This window comes from Vibrio sp. Y58_MX_L22, from assembly GCF_024181865.1.
Lineage (GTDB): Bacteria > Pseudomonadota > Gammaproteobacteria > Enterobacterales > Vibrionaceae > Vibrio > Vibrio alginolyticus.
In genome coordinates, this window is sequence record NZ_JAMZAN010000003.1 from 275,589 (window position 1) to 293,106 (window position 17,518).

General features: G+C 43.5%; 20 protein-coding genes. 6 read left to right on the forward strand and 14 right to left on the reverse strand.

Annotation, left to right across the window (positions count from 1 at the left end):
- Position 1: 1 nt before the first annotated feature.
- Positions 2-268: a hypothetical protein gene (locus tag NL626_RS08925; protein ID WP_005373566.1), complete on the forward strand. Its 267-nt coding sequence runs from the start codon at positions 2-4 to the stop codon at positions 266-268.
- 60 nt (positions 269-328) lie between these two features.
- Here the strand turns inward: NL626_RS08925 and secF are convergent, their stop codons facing one another.
- The 4 genes from secF to NL626_RS08945 all read right to left on the reverse strand — a co-directional run bounded on the left by secF (position 329) and on the right by NL626_RS08945 (position 4,553).
- Positions 329-1,231: a protein translocase subunit SecF gene (secF, locus tag NL626_RS08930; RefSeq protein ID WP_005373567.1), complete on the reverse strand. Its 903-nt coding sequence runs from the start codon at positions 1,229-1,231 to the stop codon at positions 329-331.
- A 2-nt stretch (positions 1,232-1,233) separates the two neighbouring features.
- Positions 1,234-3,072, reverse strand: coding sequence for a protein translocase subunit SecD (secD, locus tag NL626_RS08935; RefSeq protein WP_017635185.1), 1,839 nt, complete (start codon positions 3,070-3,072; stop codon positions 1,234-1,236).
- Positions 3,073-3,236: 164 nt separating this feature from the next.
- On the reverse strand, positions 3,237-3,716 hold the full coding sequence (locus tag NL626_RS08940) for a hypothetical protein (RefSeq protein ID WP_033906372.1): 480 nt from the start codon (positions 3,714-3,716) through the stop codon (positions 3,237-3,239).
- Between the two features lie 168 nt (positions 3,717-3,884).
- Positions 3,885-4,553, reverse strand: coding sequence for an SH3 domain-containing protein (locus NL626_RS08945; RefSeq protein WP_237305887.1), 669 nt, complete (start codon positions 4,551-4,553; stop codon positions 3,885-3,887).
- Between the two features lie 103 nt (positions 4,554-4,656).
- Between NL626_RS08945 and NL626_RS08950 the strand changes: the two genes are divergently transcribed.
- Together NL626_RS08950 and NL626_RS22985 are read left to right on the forward strand one after the other, a co-directional pair.
- Positions 4,657-5,205 carry a hypothetical protein gene (locus tag NL626_RS08950; RefSeq protein WP_017635183.1) on the forward strand — a complete coding sequence of 183 codons (549 nt, stop codon included), beginning with the start codon at positions 4,657-4,659 and terminating at the stop codon, positions 5,203-5,205.
- 271 nt (positions 5,206-5,476) lie between these two features.
- Positions 5,477-5,707, forward strand: a complete 231-nt coding sequence (locus NL626_RS22985; protein WP_080276950.1) for a hypothetical protein — start codon at positions 5,477-5,479, stop codon at positions 5,705-5,707.
- Positions 5,708-5,731: 24 nt separating this feature from the next.
- Here the strand turns inward: NL626_RS22985 and NL626_RS08955 are convergent, their stop codons facing one another.
- Both NL626_RS08955 and NL626_RS08960 read right to left on the reverse strand, forming a co-directional pair.
- A complete protein-coding gene (locus tag NL626_RS08955; RefSeq protein WP_253657243.1) occupies positions 5,732-6,355 on the reverse strand; it encodes a class I SAM-dependent methyltransferase in 624 nt (207 codons plus the stop codon).
- A gap of 5 nt (positions 6,356-6,360) precedes the next feature.
- Positions 6,361-6,816, reverse strand: a complete 456-nt coding sequence (locus tag NL626_RS08960) for an Lrp/AsnC family transcriptional regulator (RefSeq protein ID WP_005373581.1) — start codon at positions 6,814-6,816, stop codon at positions 6,361-6,363.
- A 148-nt stretch (positions 6,817-6,964) separates the two neighbouring features.
- Here NL626_RS08960 and NL626_RS08965 point away from each other — a divergent pair, with 148 nt between their 5' ends.
- Both NL626_RS08965 and NL626_RS08970 read left to right on the forward strand, forming a co-directional pair.
- Positions 6,965-7,891, forward strand: coding sequence for a DMT family transporter (locus NL626_RS08965; protein WP_053307237.1), 927 nt, complete (start codon positions 6,965-6,967; stop codon positions 7,889-7,891).
- Between the two features lie 94 nt (positions 7,892-7,985).
- A complete protein-coding gene (locus NL626_RS08970) occupies positions 7,986-8,648 on the forward strand; it encodes a flagellar brake protein (RefSeq protein ID WP_054576118.1) in 663 nt (220 codons plus the stop codon).
- Between the two features lie 2 nt (positions 8,649-8,650).
- Here NL626_RS08970 and NL626_RS08975 read toward each other — a convergent pair whose 3' ends face one another.
- The 8 genes from NL626_RS08975 to NL626_RS09010 all read right to left on the reverse strand — a co-directional run bounded on the left by NL626_RS08975 (position 8,651) and on the right by NL626_RS09010 (position 16,883).
- Entirely contained in the window at positions 8,651-9,688 is a 1,038-nt protein-coding gene (locus tag NL626_RS08975; protein WP_065275183.1) for a DUF2955 domain-containing protein, read from the reverse strand.
- A gap of 12 nt (positions 9,689-9,700) precedes the next feature.
- Positions 9,701-10,759 carry an HlyD family secretion protein gene (locus NL626_RS08980; RefSeq protein WP_065275182.1) on the reverse strand — a complete coding sequence of 353 codons (1,059 nt, stop codon included), beginning with the start codon at positions 10,757-10,759 and terminating at the stop codon, positions 9,701-9,703.
- A gap of 35 nt (positions 10,760-10,794) precedes the next feature.
- On the reverse strand, positions 10,795-11,250 hold the full coding sequence (slyA, locus tag NL626_RS08985) for a transcriptional regulator SlyA (RefSeq protein WP_017635177.1): 456 nt from the start codon (positions 11,248-11,250) through the stop codon (positions 10,795-10,797).
- A 295-nt stretch (positions 11,251-11,545) separates the two neighbouring features.
- A complete protein-coding gene (luxQ, locus tag NL626_RS08990) occupies positions 11,546-14,122 on the reverse strand; it encodes a quorum-sensing autoinducer 2 sensor kinase/phosphatase LuxQ (RefSeq protein WP_169644399.1) in 2,577 nt (858 codons plus the stop codon).
- Positions 14,122-15,219 (reverse strand): autoinducer 2-binding periplasmic protein LuxP, encoded by a 1,098-nt coding sequence (locus NL626_RS08995; protein ID WP_005385634.1) that lies wholly within the window; start codon positions 15,217-15,219, stop codon positions 14,122-14,124. The genes luxQ and NL626_RS08995 overlap by 1 nt, the downstream gene beginning before the upstream one ends.
- A 330-nt stretch (positions 15,220-15,549) precedes the next feature.
- Positions 15,550-15,867, reverse strand: a complete 318-nt coding sequence (locus NL626_RS09000; RefSeq protein ID WP_053304534.1) for a GIY-YIG nuclease family protein — start codon at positions 15,865-15,867, stop codon at positions 15,550-15,552.
- Positions 15,864-16,514, reverse strand: a complete 651-nt coding sequence (locus tag NL626_RS09005) for a YceH family protein (RefSeq protein ID WP_005373594.1) — start codon at positions 16,512-16,514, stop codon at positions 15,864-15,866. The genes NL626_RS09000 and NL626_RS09005 overlap by 4 nt, the downstream gene beginning before the upstream one ends.
- Before the next feature lie 165 nt (positions 16,515-16,679).
- On the reverse strand, positions 16,680-16,883 hold the full coding sequence (locus NL626_RS09010) for a hypothetical protein (protein WP_031777159.1): 204 nt from the start codon (positions 16,881-16,883) through the stop codon (positions 16,680-16,682).
- A 241-nt stretch (positions 16,884-17,124) separates the two neighbouring features.
- Between NL626_RS09010 and NL626_RS09015 the strand changes: the two genes are divergently transcribed.
- Positions 17,125-17,439, forward strand: a complete 315-nt coding sequence (locus NL626_RS09015) for a DUF496 family protein (protein ID WP_005373603.1) — start codon at positions 17,125-17,127, stop codon at positions 17,437-17,439.
- Positions 17,440-17,518 lie beyond the last annotated feature (79 nt).

Sequence of the window (17,518 nt, forward strand, 5' to 3'; positions counted from 1 at the left end):
AATGAAAAATATTCTGAATAAAATCGCTAAAGTCATGGGTGAAGTATTGGACTTTCAAGCCCGAGTTTGGGTTGTGAACGTCTATAGCGGTGAGCATAAAGGCGAGTCTTATGTCGTTAATGAAGATGCTTTCTCTGTACCTCTTCAGTGGATGAAGAAGAAAGGCTACCAAGAGCCAATGTTGAATAAAGTCGAAGCAATGAAGCGCTCACAAGTCTTAGAGTTCGATTTGGGACTTGTGAAACATCGCTTGATGCGCGTGAAATAAGCACAAAAAAGCGCCACTCAAAATGAGTGGCGCAAGCACTTTTACCTTAAAAGAACGATGCTATGGCGCAGCGTCGATCTCAACAGGTAGATAATGTTTCGGCTCCAGTTTCAACCACTCTGGCAGCACGGTACCAATCGAAATCGATGACCATGTACCAGACAGAACACCAATAAACATCGCGGTTGAGAAACCAGCCAAAGGCGCTCCTCCCATAATCCACAATGCTCCAACGGTGATCAGTGTTGTACCAGATGTCACCATGGTGCGTGAAAACGTCGCGATAACAGCTTGATCATTGATGTCTTCTGTTTTCCAACTCTGCTTCGCAATCAACAGCTCACGGATTCGGTCTGCAATGATGATCGAGTCATTCAATGAGTAACCTAAAATCGCCAGCACAGCAGCAAAAACGGTTAAGTTGAACTCCATTTGAGTAATTGCAAAGAAACCAAGCACTAAGATCACATCATGAGCCAAAGCAAACAGTGAACCGCTTGCCAAACGCCACTCAAAACGGAAACACAAGTAACCGAGAATACTCAACACACAAATCAACAATGCTAAGCCACCTTGTTCAAACAAGTCTTGGCCAACTTGAGCGCCAACTATACTGTTGCTGACAACATCAACTTGGTGAGAGATTGGCTTCAACACCTCTTCTACACTTGGCAACGTTTGTCCATCTTCCGGCGCAGAGTAACGAATCACCCAACGGCCATCTTCACCAGAGCGTGTCACTGACGCAGATTCACCAAGCTTTGGTTGCAGAACGTCAAGCAGATCATGGTTAGTTAGCTGCTTATCTACCTTTACTTCTGTCACCATACCGCCAGTGAAGTCCAAACCTAGGTTCAACCCTTTAAAGCCTAGAGCGACGATCGCGATCACCGTTAAAATGATGGAAACTAGCGTAGTAAAGTAGCGAATTTTACGAATATTTTGTTTTAGCATTTCGACCATGATTAAACCCTCACATCACGACGGGCATCGCGGCCCCAAATTAAATTGATCATTGCTCGAGAGGCAAATACGCCTGTAAACATACTGGTTAACAAACCTAATCCGAGTGTTAAGGCAAAGCCTTGGATTGGGCCATTACCGATGGCGTACAAAATCACGGCGGTGATCATGGTAGTAATGTTGGCATCAAGGATGGTCGAGAATGCGCTGTCAAAGCCAAGATCAATCGCTTGAGCGAAGCTGCGGCCTTCACGCATTTTGTCCTTAATACGTTCAAAGATAATAACGTTGGTGTCTACTGCCATACCGACGGTTAACACTAAACCGGCAATACCTGGAAGCGTTAGAACCGCACCTGGTAACAAGGCAATTAGGCCAAGCAGACAAAGCATGTTGGCACAAAGCGCCACGTTTGCTACCCAACCTAAGCGGCGGTACCAAAGTGCCATAAAGGTCAGTGTTAAACCCATACCTAAAGCCAGCGCTGCAAAACCGTTTTCAATGTTTTCTGCACCCAGAGAAGCACCGATAGTACGCTCTTCCACAATAGTAACCGGCGCAGTTAGTGAACCCGCACGAAGTAATAGCGCTAACTGCTGTGCATCGTCCATGCTACCTGCCCCAGTAATACGGAACTGGCTACCAAGTTGAGATTGAATAGTTGCGACGCTGATAACGCGCTCACTACGCTCAGTTACACCGCGATCGTTTGTTTTGTACTCTCGGTAAACGGTCGCCATTGGCTTGCCGATGTGAGTTGCTGAGAAGTCACTCATTTTCTTACCACCAGCGTGGTCAAGAGAAATATTTACCTCTGACATGCCCATTTTGTCGACACCAGCACGAGCGTTCACGATGTGCTCGCCCGTTAGAACTGGTCGTTTTGCCAAAATCACAGTACGACCGTCATTATCTTGAAGAACAAGATCTTGGCTGCTGTGTGCTTGGCTCGCATCTTTCACTTCATAAAACGCCAAGCTTGCTGTTGCACCAATAACGTTTTTCGCTTGAGCAGGATCTTGTACACCAGGGAGCTCAATTCGAATGCTCTCTTTACCTTGGCGTTGCACTAGTGCTTCTGTGATACCAAGTTCTTCAATACGACCACGCATGATCTTCAGGTTTTGTTGAAGAGTCGACGATTGAAATTCTTGGATATTTTGTTCACTCGGTTCAAGCACAAAGCCACGAGATGAACTTTTTGAAATCCAGCCCGGGTAATTTTGACGCAAGAACTTGTTCACTTCCGACAATGCTTGCTCGCTGTCACTGTTTACCGTAATTCGGTTGCCGCTTTCTGCTCGAACTTGCACACCACGAACACGTTGATCACGTAGGTTCGCTTTGATTTCATCAATCAATGCATCACGTTGTTCTTCAAACGCTTTATTCACATCAACATTCAACAAGAACTGAACGCCACCACGAAGGTCAAGACCGAGCTTAATTGGGCTAAAGCCCATCTCATTCAACCATTCTGGCGCAACCGATACGTATGAGAAAGTGATGCTGTCGTCTTTATTTAGCTCTTTGTTTAACAACACACGAGCTTTACTTTGCGCATCTTCACCATCGAATACAATGGTTGTTTTGCCGTCTTTTTCGATGATTTTGTCGGCTGAAATATGGTTGGTTTTTAGCAGTTGATTCAGATGAACAACCGACATTTCACTGTTGTTTTGCTCCGAAAACGTCAACTGGATAGAAGGCTGTTCGCCAAACCAAGTTGGTATAGCACTTAGGGTTAAAATAATGACCGTCGTGATTAATACTACATATTTCCAAGCTGAGTAGTGATTCATCAGCTTTCTGTTCTTTTGCTGCTTTGGTGTTTTTTTCATGTAAACATCATCCCTTCACGATGAAGTGAAGCTTTTAATAACAAGGCTTAACACACGACAGATGCTCCCAGAATAAATTCAGGGTATGAAATGCTCAGAACGCTCACGTCCTGTCGAATACAATCGTCGTGTTAAGAGTGCACAATGGTGCAAATAAATGGTGTTTAGGCAGAAAACTGACTATTGAGTGCGACGTACATGGCATTGGTCTCTTTCCAACCAGAAATGCGATGATCGCTTGTGAAATGATAAAATGTGGACTGGTTGTGACGCCAGTTAATGTCCATCAAGCTGTATGCGTAACCCGCATCAGCGTAAAACGGAGTAGTGAGATCGCCGACAAAATCTACGTGCTCGTCATCAAGCCCTTCCCGTAAGTAAGACGTCCAGCGCTGAGAGTTAAACAAAGCAACGGAATCGAGACTTGCATGGCCTTCAGATACTGGAGATTGAGAGCTTTCTTCTGAGACTTCAGAAAAATCGACGGAAGAGTTTGGCGATACACTTGCGGCTACAAAAGGTTGTAGCTTAGAAAAGTGCGGTACGTGAGCCTTGTGGTCGATTTGCGCAGCAGATACATGCACTGGTAGCAATACCATTGCAAATAGCAGCAAAATCAACTTTCTAAGGTAAATCCAAGACATAGGAACTCACTAAAAACACAAAGAGCCAAGTTAGGTCACTTGACTCGTTGATAGTATTCCTATTGATTATGGTTCACAACTAAAAAGTTATAAATCTCTGATTTCAGGTTTGCATCGTTATTGCATTTATCAAAACGTCTTTAGAGAACTAGTGTAATTGGTCGTGAGTTATCGATAAAAAATATCGCCCTTATCAACATCTAAGTAGATCTTGTTCTCTTGCTCCAAACCGCCACAATAGATGAAGTAAACGTTGCGCTTTTTGAACGTCACAGAACGAACCCAGCCTCCGAGCTCCTCAAAATCACTCGGTTCACAGGTTTCATCGTCTAACAATTGCTGTGTTTTCTTACGGAAAATATCCAAGTGAACTTTTAAATCATCCGACTTCTGTAGGTATTCATCCAATATCTCTAAGCGCTCTTGCTCTTTAATAACTGGCTCTGCATCCGATAACCCTTCAGCATTCAACCATTCGGCTTTTTCTTCTCCACCCTCTTCATAGACAAGATAGCCGGAGATTCGGTACCACCCATCTACTTTTTCTAACACCGATACTTTTTCTCCCTTATAGAGCGTATCGACAACTAAAGCATTAGGGTTAGGCTTGTTGTAAACATTGACACGACGCTCAATAACGTAGTACTCGGTAACTTCCGGGGGAACGGCTTCTAAATCCAGAATCGGTTTGGATGTTTCTTTTTGCAGTGACGATTGCTCGACTTGTGTAGCCTTTGGTGCTTCAGGTTCATCTTTCTGCATAAAGAAGAAATAGTATCCAGCCCCCGCTCCGCCGAGCAACAGCATGACAATCAATGCGACGAGAATTTTCTTCATGCCCTTTTCCTTTTCATTCTTTATTCTTATCCCACCAGCAGCACGCATGTCGTAGAAATTTGGGTATATACTCAAAAGAGCAGGTCAACTAACGCGAGCAATAATGATCAACAGACTCAATTGGATACTACTATTTCTTCTGTTCCCGATAACGGGGCACGCCAATATTCAATGTAACCCATCGTCGTGGAATGACAATCTTACCCAATTCAATCGTTTAGAGTCCAATTACAATCAGCATGTTGAGGTATTCAATACACTTTTGACCGAACATAAACAGCGTCAGTTATTGTCCGAAACCTTTTCACTGCATGAGCTCGTGCTACTTTGGCGTGCCAAGTCGAACCAAAATGTGTTCAAAGCGCAATTAAAAGCATCGATTCAATACAAAGAAGAGCTCACAACTAAAGCGAATCAGCTGCTTAAATTGAGCACACAATCCCAATGGTCAGCAAATGGGTGGGAGATACTGGCCCAGAAGTGCCGCGAGTCAAACAAAACAGCCAATCAAATAACTGCGGAATGGTATAACACCAACGCTTTGGAACTTGCTGAAGATTACAAGCGCCTCTCTTCACAATATCAAACTCTGTCACAAGTCTATGATAAAGAAGCCCGAGCGCTTCAATACGCTCAAGATGTTTCGAAGTAAAAACAGAGCCAGTTTTGAATAGACGATGTTGGTTTTTCACTCCAATATTGGACGTTATTCGTGCTTTTTATCTTTCCTTAGTCGTGAATGATATCAAATGTAAATAATGGGATTGTTCCCTTTGACAAACTTGACTAAACCATGACCAAGACAATCAATTTATAGAGACATACGTCACATTAATGCTTTACTTATGGACATTTTTTGGTTAGTTTAGCCATTAATAAAATTTAATAAAAAGTCACATTTGGCTGGAGATGATGCTACAAACATGGTTATCAATCGATTAAGTAACAGGGAATGTCCTAATGCTACCAAAGCCAAGTTTTTGTCAGTAGTTAGGCACGTAAAAGAGTTCGGTTCAATCAGTGATTTGGATCTGTGTAAAATCTTCGGAGAAACAATATGGAGTGATGGGAGGGAATACCATTCAGCCGCGTTCTCATTCAAGGTTGATAGATACACAGGTAACTGTGAAATCTCACAATACAAAAACCAATAAGGCTTAAGAATTTATTAAGCGGAGTCAGGAAACGGACTCCGCTTTTTTGATCATGGCAATCGTAAAGTCGTGCTCGGAGTATCCCTCAATCAATCGTGTATTCGGACACAGCAACCGACAATAGCGAAAGACACCTTCTTTATTGTGCGACGCTAACATTTTCATGCTGGGTAGTTTGGATTCATCCAACAAGTTAAACACACAACCTTTCTCTGTCGCTCGGAACATTTTATCAATCATTTCAATGGCATGATTTGGGTTGGTGGATTGATAGTTCAATGATCCGGAAGCAAAAACAAAATCGCAACGAGGCAATACCAACGTTGAAAAGTCGCCACATATAAACTTACTTTGCGTACGAAAATCTCGTTTTCTGGCTTCAGAGATAAATTGTTTTTGCTGATCAATGCCAATATAGCTTTGAGGATGCAATCCCGTAAGTTCGATAAACGCTAACAAGTCTCCGTAGCCGCACCCAATATCTAAAATACTTGAACCGTCTAACGTTAACCCTCGGCACAACGCCTCAAAACGGCTGATCTGACTATACTTATCTGCCCATCCCAGAGTTCGGGCTCTGTCTTTACCAAACTGCCCATATCTCTTTCTATGATAGTGAGCAATCTTAAGTCTATCGAAAAATTTCATCTTTCTTATGCATAAATCGGCAAACTGCCATTTCCTTTCACTTGTCTAATCGCCAGGTGGGTATGAATATCTTTCACATTTTCTAATCGCTGTAACTTTCTAGTAAATGTTTCATAGCCAGCAAGATCTTTGCTGACCACCTCTAACAGGTAATCATAAGCCCCTGATACGACATGGCATGAGATCACTTCATCCATCTCAACAACGGCATGTTCAAACTCATCAATCGAAGAAGCTTGGTGGTTATTTAAACTCACTTCAACAAATACAGTCATCGCGATGCCTACAGTGTCTCTGGACACAATAGCTCGATAACCACTAATTACACCTTCTTGCTCCAAACGCTTAATGCGCCTTGCACAAGGTGATGCCGATAGCCCTACTTGGTCAGCAAGTTCTGCAGTTGTCAGAGTGGCATCCTTCTGCATTAGGTTGATAAGTTGCCTGTCAATTTTATCCATTTATTCTCCCGTGCCTTTAATCACTAATAATTAACATTTATACGCAATTTATCACCAATATCAAGCCTAATTACGTCAAACTTTGCCTCCCTTTGGCAAGAGTTTTATTCAACAATTAACACATCATTTACAAATGGACATGTCGATAATGATCTTGGGATACGCAGCTATATTAACGACCTTACTGCTTTGGTCTGGTTTCTTTATTTCTTTAAAAGGGGGCGCAATTTCTGCCTTGCAGCCAGCCGATATCGCGTTAGTTCGCTTTCTCATCCCAAGTATAATTTTATTACCATTTGTGATTAAGCATAAACAGTCGCTGCGCGTCGTGCCTAAACGCTACCTGGTTGGTGTTGTGGTTGGAAGCGGCCTTCCCTATCTTCTGGTCGTCGGAACGGCTATGCATTTCGCTCCCGTGGCGCACGGCAGTGCATTAGTACCTGGCACTTTGCCATTGTTTGTTTCTGCTATCGCGGTACTTTGTTATCAACAGTCGCTGAGTGCTCACCGCTTAATCGGGCTTTCTACGGTGTTGTTAGGGATTTTCGTATTCCTTCTTTCTAATAGCGGCGCAGAGTACAACTGGTCTCAATTACAAGGGCATATCCTGTTTCTAACTGGCAGCATCATGTGGGCTGCTTTCACCATCAGCGCTCGTGTCGCCAATCTTAATGCACACGTCTGTGCAGGATTCGTTGCAATCGCGTCTTTGGCTCTGCTCATCATCGCCGTTGGTTTCGGGTGGGTAGACAGTTATTTGGTGGTAACACCGTTCAGCCAGTGGCCATGGGAGGAGTTATTTGGCCACGCGATGCTACAAGGTGTTGGCGCAGGTTTAATCGCTTCTTTCACTTTCATTTATGCAATTAGGATCATCGGTGCCGAAGCCAGCGCAGCTTTTGGTTCATTAACTCCAGTCGTCGCGACACTTCTTGCCGTTCCAATTTTTGGTGAACAACCAGATTCTCTCACTTGGTTAGCGCTGATGTTGGTCACATGCGGCAGTATTGTGGCAAGCCAAATCTTTATGAAAGGTGGAATGAACCAAACTTATCGCCCACCACTTCACAGATAGCGATGATTTTACAAAAACTTATGCCTTACTATCTTGAATAACAAAATGGCGTTTTGATAGCCTCAGCTTAACTAAAAATTAAAACGCCAATGTGATGCCAGCCACTCATACTAAAGATGAACTGCATAGATTTCTCAAACCGGGAATGAAACTTTCTACTAATTTCGAATTTGGGCCTAAGGATCAATATACGTATTCCACCACCTATCTTGGGATGAAAGAAAATGCTTATTTGATTCTTGATATACCAATGCGTTTGCTTGAAGAGCAAGTGATGAGAAAACTCCCCAACGCCGATATCATAGTGCGTGGTGTATCAGATACGGAGTTAGGCCATGTCATTGCGTTTAAGTCCAGCGTGCTGACGACGACCGTTCGACCATCTCCCCTTTTGTTTATCCGCATTCCAGGAACATTTGCAACCAAACCAGTTCGGGAACATGAGCGTTACAAGTTGCAAATGGACTGTAACGTTATTCATGCAGGGAATGTCTACGACGGTAGCCTTATCGATTTCTCTCTAGCAGGTGTTGGTATATCAACCTTGATTGAGCCCGAATTCAACGTGGGTGAGAGTGTTACCATCGAATGCCCGTTAAGCCACTATATCGGAGAAGAAAATCGATGTGTCATTGCCAACATTAAGAAATTGGTGAAGGGATGGGTAGTTGGAATTAAGTTTGCCAGTCCCATTGCGATGACTCACGAACTAAAAACAGAGTTACTGGAGCAATCCTTTCTAACCAGTAACGTCTGAACTTACTGCTCGCTAAAGCGCGTCGCCTCAAAGCTGTTGAGTATTCTGTGAACCGTATAGGTCACAAGCAGCGTCGCAACAATAGCAAACAAAATACTGCTCACGCGATACAGCGCACTGAACATTAAGTCACCATCCGGAGTAAGATATTGGCCGAACAAAATGCCTAATGTGGTTAAACCGCCAAATCCGGCTCCCGAACCGCTAGACTCTTTCACGTGCATATAACTGAACATCATTGCACCAATCCAAAGCAATGGGACGATAAACAATAAGGTATCCGACCAATCGTATAATACAAGTTGTCCGACAACACCAAAGGTCACCCCCATCAAGGTCCCCATTGCTCTTTTTCGCGCATACCCTAAAGCACCGTTCCAATGCATAGGAAACAATAAAAGTAAGGTTGTCGCCTGAGCAGACATAGAGTCACTGAGGTCAAATAGCTGGAATACAAGGAAAGACATTGTAGCGATACTCGCCCCCATAAGGGCTTCATGACGCATGCGATGACTCTGTTTAGGCTGCGACGGTTTCGCTGGTGGCTGACGAGGTTCCGCATCGGGAATCAAAAATGTCACCACATAAGCAACGATCACTGAAATAACATTCGCTTGCAGATTGCTAAATATTAGGTCATTTAAGTCAGTGGTTGGATAACTCGCAAAATGCAGCATGATGCTTAAGCTCAGTACGCTGTTCGCTCCAAATAAGAATAAGCTCCCTTTTGACATACAGGCGAATTTATACAGAAACAACCCGAATGCAATGATTGTCATCATGCCAGGGTGCCCACCAAATAACCCACCAAGAACACCAACTTCTAATCCACACACAACCGCTGAAAAAATCAGTTGTCGTGCGGCATGTAGACTCATGACTGGCACCATTCCAAGTAACAGCATCGGGGTTACAGTAAAGAATACGCCATAGTTCCAACCAAATACTTTACATAAAGTGAAACCAATGGTCGCACCAGTTGCAATGCGCAAACACTGACGGAAGTCGTTTTCCGACATGGGGTGGTCCCATAACTTCATATCGCCTCCTCGTTAATAAATATAATGAAGAAGACTCAAGAATTGGATCTGGCACCTCGCTAACCAGCCAGATAATGCGTTTTCTGGCAACAACTGCACGGTTGCTCGTGCCCCTGCTGGAAATGCGCGCTGCTGAGGTTCATCGATAGCTAAATGTAAACGTAAGCGCTGCGCGTCTCTCACCCAACGGTTTGAGTCAGTTGGTGTTGCTAAGCGGCCATCCGCATCGAATTGACCCGAGCTGACCCCGGCATCCACACTCGTAATACGAGCTTCAAATACATCACCAGGTAAGCTATCAAAAGCCACTAACGCACGGCTGTTCTGATTAAAGTGTCGTAAACTCTTTTCACGAAAGTCGGCAATGATATCCACGTCATCGGAGACTAAAGCGACAAGAGGTGTACCAGCTGCTGCATAGGCCCCCGTCTCCAGCTGCAAGTTAGCGACAACGCCATCATGTTCCGCCGAGACTTGAGTGTAAGACAGATTAAGTTCCGCTTGTTTTAGCTGGTTTTGCGCCACGCGGATATTCACATTCGTCGCGCCTAAATCACCGCGGTTTACTTCCAACTCTTTTAAACGAGCACGTGCGGCCAGTAAGTTCGCTTTAGCTGCCGTTGCGCTGCTCTGTGCGTCATCGCGCTGTTGTTGCGAAGTACCATTACGGTGAAACAGGGTATTAAGACGTTTCGCTTCGCGAACTTTTTGTTCCGCCACGATTTTGCTCGCTTCAACGTCTGCTTTTGCCGCCGCAATAGAAGCATCAAGTTGTTCGTTGTTTTGAATCACACGCTCAAGGTTAAGTTGAGCCTTTTCTACGGCGAGCTGATAAGGCAGGGGATCAATCTGAAATAGTAGATCGCCTTGGCTTATTTCTTGGTTGTTGGCAACATAAAGATGTGTAATCTGCCCACTCACACGGGGGGCCACTTTAGTTACCACACGCGTTGCCATTGCCTGAGGCGTCAACGGCATGGCGAGATCTGCAACTAGAAAATAGGCAAAGACAAGGACAAACGCGACGCAAGAATATTTGATCCAACGTGCGAATTTTTGATCTGGAGTCATAGGCGTTTACTTCTCTTTTTATTCGGTTTTCTGACTTATTCGCTAAGTGAATCAAGTGCATTGTGAGCAATCTGATCAAGAATCAATGAAAGCTGCTGAAGTTCCTGGTCGTTGATGTCCGTTAGGAGCTTGCTTCGAACTTGAAGAATTCGAGCCTCCATTTGCTTTAGTAGGGTTTTCCCCTCTTCTGTGAGGCTAACAATACGTGCTCGCTTATCGTGTTCACAGCAATGGCGAACGATCAGAGATTGCTCTTCTAATAATTTTAATGTTCGCATCAACGACGCTAACTCGATCTCAAGCGCTTCAGCCAAATGCTTCTGACTGATGTTGTCACCCATTCGATAAAGCTTCCATAACGCAGTCCAACGCGGATACGTTAGGTTTAAAGGCTCTAACTCGCGATCTGCAACCATTTTCCACAAACGAGCAACACGAGATAATTTTTCAGCCAGAGAAAGGTCTCGCAAACTGTTGATGTCTTGAATCATAAGATCTACTCAATTACTTAGCGTGCTAAGTAATATAAAATAGTTAGCACGCTAAGTAAATATCTTTTTGTGATTGAAATCACGTTGGGTGTGTCAGTGAAGGGGCAGAAATCTAAGTAACACAACACTATGTTTGAACTTGAAATGCAGCGATGTACACAACAAACGTCGAGACCAATAAAGTCTGATTTGTATAAGAGTAAAAGGGTCAGATACAAAAAAGCACAACCCACAGTCATGGTGTTGTGCTTTTCAGATAATGAATAATTGGGTTATCTCGTAGTGAGCCAATTATTCATGTTCGCTCGACTAAGAACCGCTGCTTAAAATCCACAAATGCTTCATGGAGCGCATTTTCTTTAATCGGCTTGAGAAGCACGTAATTCGCACCCGATTCCATAAAGGCGTCACTGGTTTCTTTCGCGGTGTCAGCAGTACACGCATAAATTGGCGTGCCTAGTTTTAGCTTTTGTCGGATCTCTTTGGTCGTTTCAATTCCACCAAGATGCGGAAGTTGGTTGTCCATCAGTATCAAATCGTAAGTATGATCTTTTAAGAATTCCATTGCTTCTAACCCATCTTTCGCCCAATCAACCTGCATTTTGTACTTGTTACAAAACGCTTTTAGAATGAATGCGTTAGTATGGTTATCCTCTACCAACAGCACTTTGAGACTCTCTGCAAATAGTTCACCTGGCTTAACTCGCAAACTCGAATCAAGAGGGGTGAGTACTCGCTCACGATCTTTCACTGGCATTGTAATGACAAAAGTCGTTCCTAAGCCTTTCTGACTGCGGACTTGAACATCACCTTCCAGCATGTCGACAAGGCTCTTCACAATGGTCAGCCCTAAGCCACTGCCACCGTATTCTCGAGTCGTTGTTGCTTCTTCTTGAACAAAAGGTTCGAACATTTGGTCGAGTTTGTCAGACTCGATGCCGATACCTGTATCCGTAATTTCCACGACCAGTACACTATTGTCAGCGCCATAGAACTGCTCAAGTTCCGCGTGCAAGCGCACGCTACCCGAGGGCGTAAACTTCACAGAATTACTGACTAGGTTGAATAAAATTTGGTTCAGACGAACTTGGTCAGTAAAGATTTCAACATTGGGATCTATTTTGTTTTCAATGACAAGGTTGACGCCTTTACTTTCACAAATAGGACGATAAATGTTTTCTAACGTTCGAATTGTATCAGTGAAAGAAAACGGGTGCTTTTGGATATTAAACTTTCCCTGCTCAATCTTCGAAAAGTCCAAAATATCATTCAAAACAGCAAGTAAGTGCTCACCACTATGTCGAAGTACGTCAATTTGGTTATTCTGCTCTTCTGTTTCCACAGAGTCTTTTAGCAATTGAGCAACCCCTAAAATTCCATTGATTGGCGTTCGGATCTCATGGCTCATTTTAGCCAGAAAGTCGGCACGGGCTTGAGCAGATTTCTCTGCTTCTTTGCGCGCCAAGTTACTCTGTTTTTCCGCCTCAATTAGCGTGGTTATATCCTGACCTTGAACAATAATACCGCTAATATCTCCATCAACTCGAATCGGCGATAAGTTCCAGCGATATACTTTGTCTCCAATTGGCACATTAACGCCTGTCAACGTAGCTCCCTGAGCCGCCATGCGAAGGTGTGGCATCAACTTTTCTTTGAAACCTTTGAACACTGGGTGCATGGTTTCAATATCGTTTTCCATGACTAACTCTTTGCGTGCTGCCGGATTGATTTGGACAAGCACACCCGATTCAGACCACACCATAATAGGAGATAACGCAAAGTTAAACAGGTCGCGGAAAGAGCGCTTTTGTGCTTCAAGCTCTTCAAAAGTGTTTTCTAGTGTCGAACCAATATGATCGAATTCCTCAATATCTGACCCCTCAAAACGCTCAAATCCTTTTTCTTCACGAGCCGAGCGGGTATATGCCATCAGGGATCCTAACTCTTCAACTACTCGATTCTCGATCCATTCTTTAGTCATTAGCGCAATCATGACCATACCGATAACTGAGGCTAGCATTGCTAGCAGGTGTTGGATTTGCAATGTCACCACGCTCTGATTGTCTTGCACAGTAAGCAAGCACAAGTCAGTCTCGGCGGCATTTACCTCAATAGGGGTTTTGATGATCAATAATTGGTCAAGCTTGTGCTGGGACTCTCGTCGTTTGAGTACGTCAAATATTTGATAAGCCTCATCTCCTACTAATGAGCTTGCCAATGGTGTGTTGTTAGCGACCAACACAACATTGTCGACGTTGCCTTCATTTTTTAGCCTTTCCATCAACCCAAAGTTATTATCTAAAACAACAACATTGTAAGAGTACCCCATCACTTCACCGGTTTTAGGTTGTAAAACGGGTACACGACGAAGTAAAAGATGGCGAGTTCCCATCGGGGTCTGTGAGGGTAGATAATACCAGTTGTTGCTAAAGGTCACTTGACTGGCAAGTCGGCTAAGTATCAGGTTGTTGATGCCATAGAAATGCGCGTTGCCATCGTCCCAAATAATACCTTGATGATCGGTTAGGAAACGAAACTCCGGTGTATGGGAAGGATCACTCTGGTCAATACTCATGAAAAAGTAATTGAGTGCCTCTTCATCACGTTCTGTATAAAAATCCAATACAACATCACTTTTCGAATTGCTGTTGTGATGAATCTGAATCGCTGCAAAATGGCTATCAAAAATGTTCAGGATCAGGGCAGAGGTCTGCTGCTTGGTTCGGTCGACTTCCTGCCAAATAATCTGCTTCGAGAAGTAATAACTCTGAACAAAGATGCCTAGAATGATCGGAGCAAGTACGAGAATAATTATTTTGGTAATAAGCGTCGACAGTGAGCGACGCTTTCTTGTTTTTGATGTAGTTGTCATCAATTATCTGAGTATCTAAATGCACGTTTTCTTAATGCTTCAATTCTTTCTGGAGAGTCCGATTTGGTAACGACTTCAAAATCACCAGAGTAAACGGTGGGAACTGGCTTTCCTTCTAAATCCCACTTAATGGCCTCAGCCATTGCAATACCTGTATCATCGTTCATACGCATAACGGTAACGTCTAACTCCCCTTTAGAAAGCGCCTCTAACTCTGCTGAACCGCCGCCCCAACCATTGATCATGACATCGTCACGACCTAACTCTTTAAGAGCGTCAACAGCACCTAATGCTACATCGGTAGAACACGCGTAAATGAAATCAACGTCCGGATACTTCTCCAAACTGGCTTTTGCAGCTTCATACCCAGATTGCTTTGTTGCTTTGGTGTAGTAAGCAGATTGTAGTTCAAACTGGTTATCGCGGTTCACTTGGTTGATAAAAGTGTTGCCTCTGATGTCACTAATGTAGCCCTCCGAGAAATAGAGAACACTATAGTGGCTATGTTTAGGGAAACGCTTGCCAAACTCAACGGCCAATTCACGACTTCCTTCTGCGTGGTCGAAACCAACATAAAGAAACGGCTGATGATGTTCCCAATCCCTAACAGGTGTGGTGATATTTTGTAAAATTAACTTGGTTTTCTTTGAATCTAAGACATGCTCAACAAACTTACGATGTCTTGTGGTATCTAGAGTAAAGATCAAGTAATCGGAGTTGCTTTTCAGCGCCTCCATTAAAGACAAACTTTGCTGCTTTATATCTGCATTAGGACGAGTAAACACTTGATTTAGTTGATAGTCGATATCAAGCTTATCTAGGCGTTTTTCAAACGCATCGATGTTTCGAATCCAATAATCAGAGATCTGCTGCCCTGGATAAACAACAGAAATTTTCAGTGGACGCTTTTTGTCTTTTGCTACGGGTACAGGGGTTTCTCTTACCACTTCAGCCAACGCACTAGTTAACTGCTTCTGTTGTGGAAACTGGTCTAAAAACTCTTGATATGCCCAATACCCATTAAGAACTTGGGTGGCCTGCACATTCGGCGCAAAAGCGGCCATTGAAATCAGGGAGAATACTAACGCTTTTTTCATCTACTGCTCTTTTAGCTTTTTTATGAGCCTAATTCAGCTCTATTCATTACCTAGCCGAGTCATCCTATACTCTTGTAATCTACCTTCCTCTTAGTGCCTGTTTCAATAGTAAATTGGTTCTTGGTCTGAGTGGATGCAAATAAAGTACATTGAGTCGCTTCCTTTGTCTCGATAACGTAGAGACATTTCGCGCTTTTCATATTCAGGACCTGTAAACAGAACACCAGCCCATTATGCGTCAGTTTATTCCTACATGGTACTCCAAAAACAAAAAGAAACCGCCAATATGACATAGGCGGTTTCCGTGTATCTTTGCGTAGCAAGGGCTTATCAGAGTGCCACTATCTCTAACATCATTTGTTGATGTTCGTCGACGACAATATTTGCTTTTGACATAACGAGCAGCTCTTTTTTCGCTTTAGTTAGTTGCTTAATATAGTACTCTGCTCGCATGGCAAGCGTCTTTGACTCAAAATCCGATGACCATTCCAATACCAAAGGGCCTTTTCCCTTCAAAGCTTTCGCTCCTTTTCCGGTTTGGTGCTGATTGAATCTTCGTTCAACATCATTGGTAACACCACAATACAACGCGTTGCGGTTATTTCGTATCAGGTAGACACTCCAACGCTGCGTTGTATTTTCCATCATGAAAGCAGTGACTCAACCTTAGCTTTTAATTCATCCAGCTCTTCTTTCAGCTGAGCGACTTCGAGCTCTAGCTGACTTACTCGATCGGAGCTCGAGCTTGCAGCAGACACAGGCGCTGCAAGTTCGGACGCATCAACATCACCACAGAACAAATGCATATAACGTGACTCCCGCTTACCAGCCTCACGTGGTAATTTGACCACTAATGGTCCTTTCTCTTCGCTTGCTAAATGCTCAAGGACCGTTTCCACTTCTTTTACATCATGAAATGTCGCGAGACGATTAGTACGAGTACGAATTTCCCCAGGTGTTTGAGCACCGCGCAAAAGCATACAGCATACAATGCCCTTCTCCTGCTCTGTCAGCTTTAAATCACCAAATTCCGTATTACAGAAACGGTGTTGATACTTGCTGACGCGGCTGTTGAACGCACTTTCGTCACTGACGAGCCTGCGCTCAATAAGAGCATCAACGGCATCGAGAACGTCTGACTCAGAGAGTGACATCACGGGATCACGGTTGCTTTTTTGATTACACGCGTTGGTTAATGCGTTTAGGCTGAGGGGGTAAAGATCTGGGGTAGTGACTTCTTTTTCGATCAAGCAACCAATAACTCGTGCTTCAATTGCCGTTAGCTCAACTTTCATAATGCATTTCCTTATTATTTTTGCATTTGACTTTGTACCTAAATCGCTTCGAAATCATACGCCATAAATTCACACAGCAGTGCAAGAAGCGTTAGCGGTTCAGGTGTTGGTGTCAGGCTAAAGCATAGCGTAAGACCTGACACCCCTTACGAATAGGGTCAGGTATCAATGCTCCGAGAGAATCGGCACTCTCGTCAAATTGCCATCTTGGTCGACCATCATTATTTTTGAACGATTAAGCTCAACTTCGATGATTTCGAGTTGCTCGCGAGCGTTGATATACGCCGTTTTTAACTTTTCAGCCACAGAGCGAGTGACTTGCTCATTATCTTGACTATTTACTTGCTCCGCAGTGTTACCAGAGTCCATATCAAGTTCATCATTTTGCATTCAATGGTGTTGATAATATAGTGAAGGCCACGTTATGACAATGAATCGATGGATTCTACAATGTTGGCCAAAACTCGAAGAAAGCAGCACGATTATATGGACACAACGCAATTGGTTGAGAAATGTTCAACTCTGCATTGCTATTGATCTAAAGACTGTTATGCCACTGGATGTTGTGCTTTAATCGAGGAAGATATTCATAAAATTAGGAAAGAGAACTATGAGTAGCGTATTTGAAATCGTTAACCAAGCTCGTCGTAAAAACAAACTAAAACGTGAGCTTCTTGATAACGAGAAGAAAGTTCGTGATAACCGTAAACGTGTTGATCTTCTAGAAAACCTTCTAGACTACATCAAACCAGAAATGACTCACGATGAAATCGTCGCAATCATCAAAAATATGAAAGCAGACTATGAAGATCGTGTTGATGACCACATCATTAAAAGCGCTGAGATCTCTAAAGCACGTCGTGACATCAGCCGTCGCATTCGTGAGCTGACTGAAGAAGACAAGCAAACCAGCGGCAAAAAATAAACGCGTAAGCTAGATTTTCGAACCCCGAGCAAGAATATCTTCCTCGGGGTTTATTTTTGTCTCTAAACTAACCGCCGTG

What these genes read in the sequence shown, in the direction of transcription:
- NL626_RS09015 (WP_005373603.1), top strand. Translation starts at nt 17,125, where the DNA reads ATGAGTAGCGTATTTGAAATCGTTAACCAAGCTCGTCGTAAAAACAAA.
- NL626_RS09000 (WP_053304534.1), bottom strand. Translation starts at nt 15,867, where the DNA reads ATGATGGAAAATACAACGCAGCGTTGGAGTGTCTACCTGATACGAAAT.
- luxQ (WP_169644399.1), bottom strand. Translation starts at nt 14,122, where the DNA reads ATGACAACTACATCAAAAACAAGAAAGCGTCGCTCACTGTCGACGCTT.
- NL626_RS08955 (WP_253657243.1), bottom strand. Translation starts at nt 6,355, where the DNA reads ATGAAATTTTTCGATAGACTTAAGATTGCTCACTATCATAGAAAGAGA.
- NL626_RS08960 (WP_005373581.1), bottom strand. Translation starts at nt 6,816, where the DNA reads ATGGATAAAATTGACAGGCAACTTATCAACCTAATGCAGAAGGATGCC.
- NL626_RS08980 (WP_065275182.1), bottom strand. Translation starts at nt 10,759, where the DNA reads ATGACTCCAGATCAAAAATTCGCACGTTGGATCAAATATTCTTGCGTC.
- NL626_RS08965 (WP_053307237.1), top strand. Translation starts at nt 6,965, where the DNA reads ATGATCTTGGGATACGCAGCTATATTAACGACCTTACTGCTTTGGTCT.
- NL626_RS09010 (WP_031777159.1), bottom strand. Translation starts at nt 16,883, where the DNA reads ATGGACTCTGGTAACACTGCGGAGCAAGTAAATAGTCAAGATAATGAG.
- NL626_RS08940 (WP_033906372.1), bottom strand. Translation starts at nt 3,716, where the DNA reads ATGTCTTGGATTTACCTTAGAAAGTTGATTTTGCTGCTATTTGCAATG.
- NL626_RS09005 (WP_005373594.1), bottom strand. Translation starts at nt 16,514, where the DNA reads ATGAAAGTTGAGCTAACGGCAATTGAAGCACGAGTTATTGGTTGCTTG.
- NL626_RS08925 (WP_005373566.1), top strand. Translation starts at nt 2, where the DNA reads ATGAAAAATATTCTGAATAAAATCGCTAAAGTCATGGGTGAAGTATTG.
- secF (WP_005373567.1), bottom strand. Translation starts at nt 1,231, where the DNA reads ATGGTCGAAATGCTAAAACAAAATATTCGTAAAATTCGCTACTTTACT.
- slyA (WP_017635177.1), bottom strand. Translation starts at nt 11,250, where the DNA reads ATGATTCAAGACATCAACAGTTTGCGAGACCTTTCTCTGGCTGAAAAA.
- NL626_RS08995 (WP_005385634.1), bottom strand. Translation starts at nt 15,219, where the DNA reads ATGAAAAAAGCGTTAGTATTCTCCCTGATTTCAATGGCCGCTTTTGCG.
- NL626_RS22985 (WP_080276950.1), top strand. Translation starts at nt 5,477, where the DNA reads ATGGTTATCAATCGATTAAGTAACAGGGAATGTCCTAATGCTACCAAA.
- NL626_RS08945 (WP_237305887.1), bottom strand. Translation starts at nt 4,553, where the DNA reads ATGAAGAAAATTCTCGTCGCATTGATTGTCATGCTGTTGCTCGGCGGA.
- secD (WP_017635185.1), bottom strand. Translation starts at nt 3,072, where the DNA reads ATGAAAAAAACACCAAAGCAGCAAAAGAACAGAAAGCTGATGAATCAC.
- NL626_RS08970 (WP_054576118.1), top strand. Translation starts at nt 7,986, where the DNA reads ATGCCAGCCACTCATACTAAAGATGAACTGCATAGATTTCTCAAACCG.
- NL626_RS08975 (WP_065275183.1), bottom strand. Translation starts at nt 9,688, where the DNA reads ATGAAGTTATGGGACCACCCCATGTCGGAAAACGACTTCCGTCAGTGT.
- NL626_RS08950 (WP_017635183.1), top strand. Translation starts at nt 4,657, where the DNA reads ATGATCAACAGACTCAATTGGATACTACTATTTCTTCTGTTCCCGATA.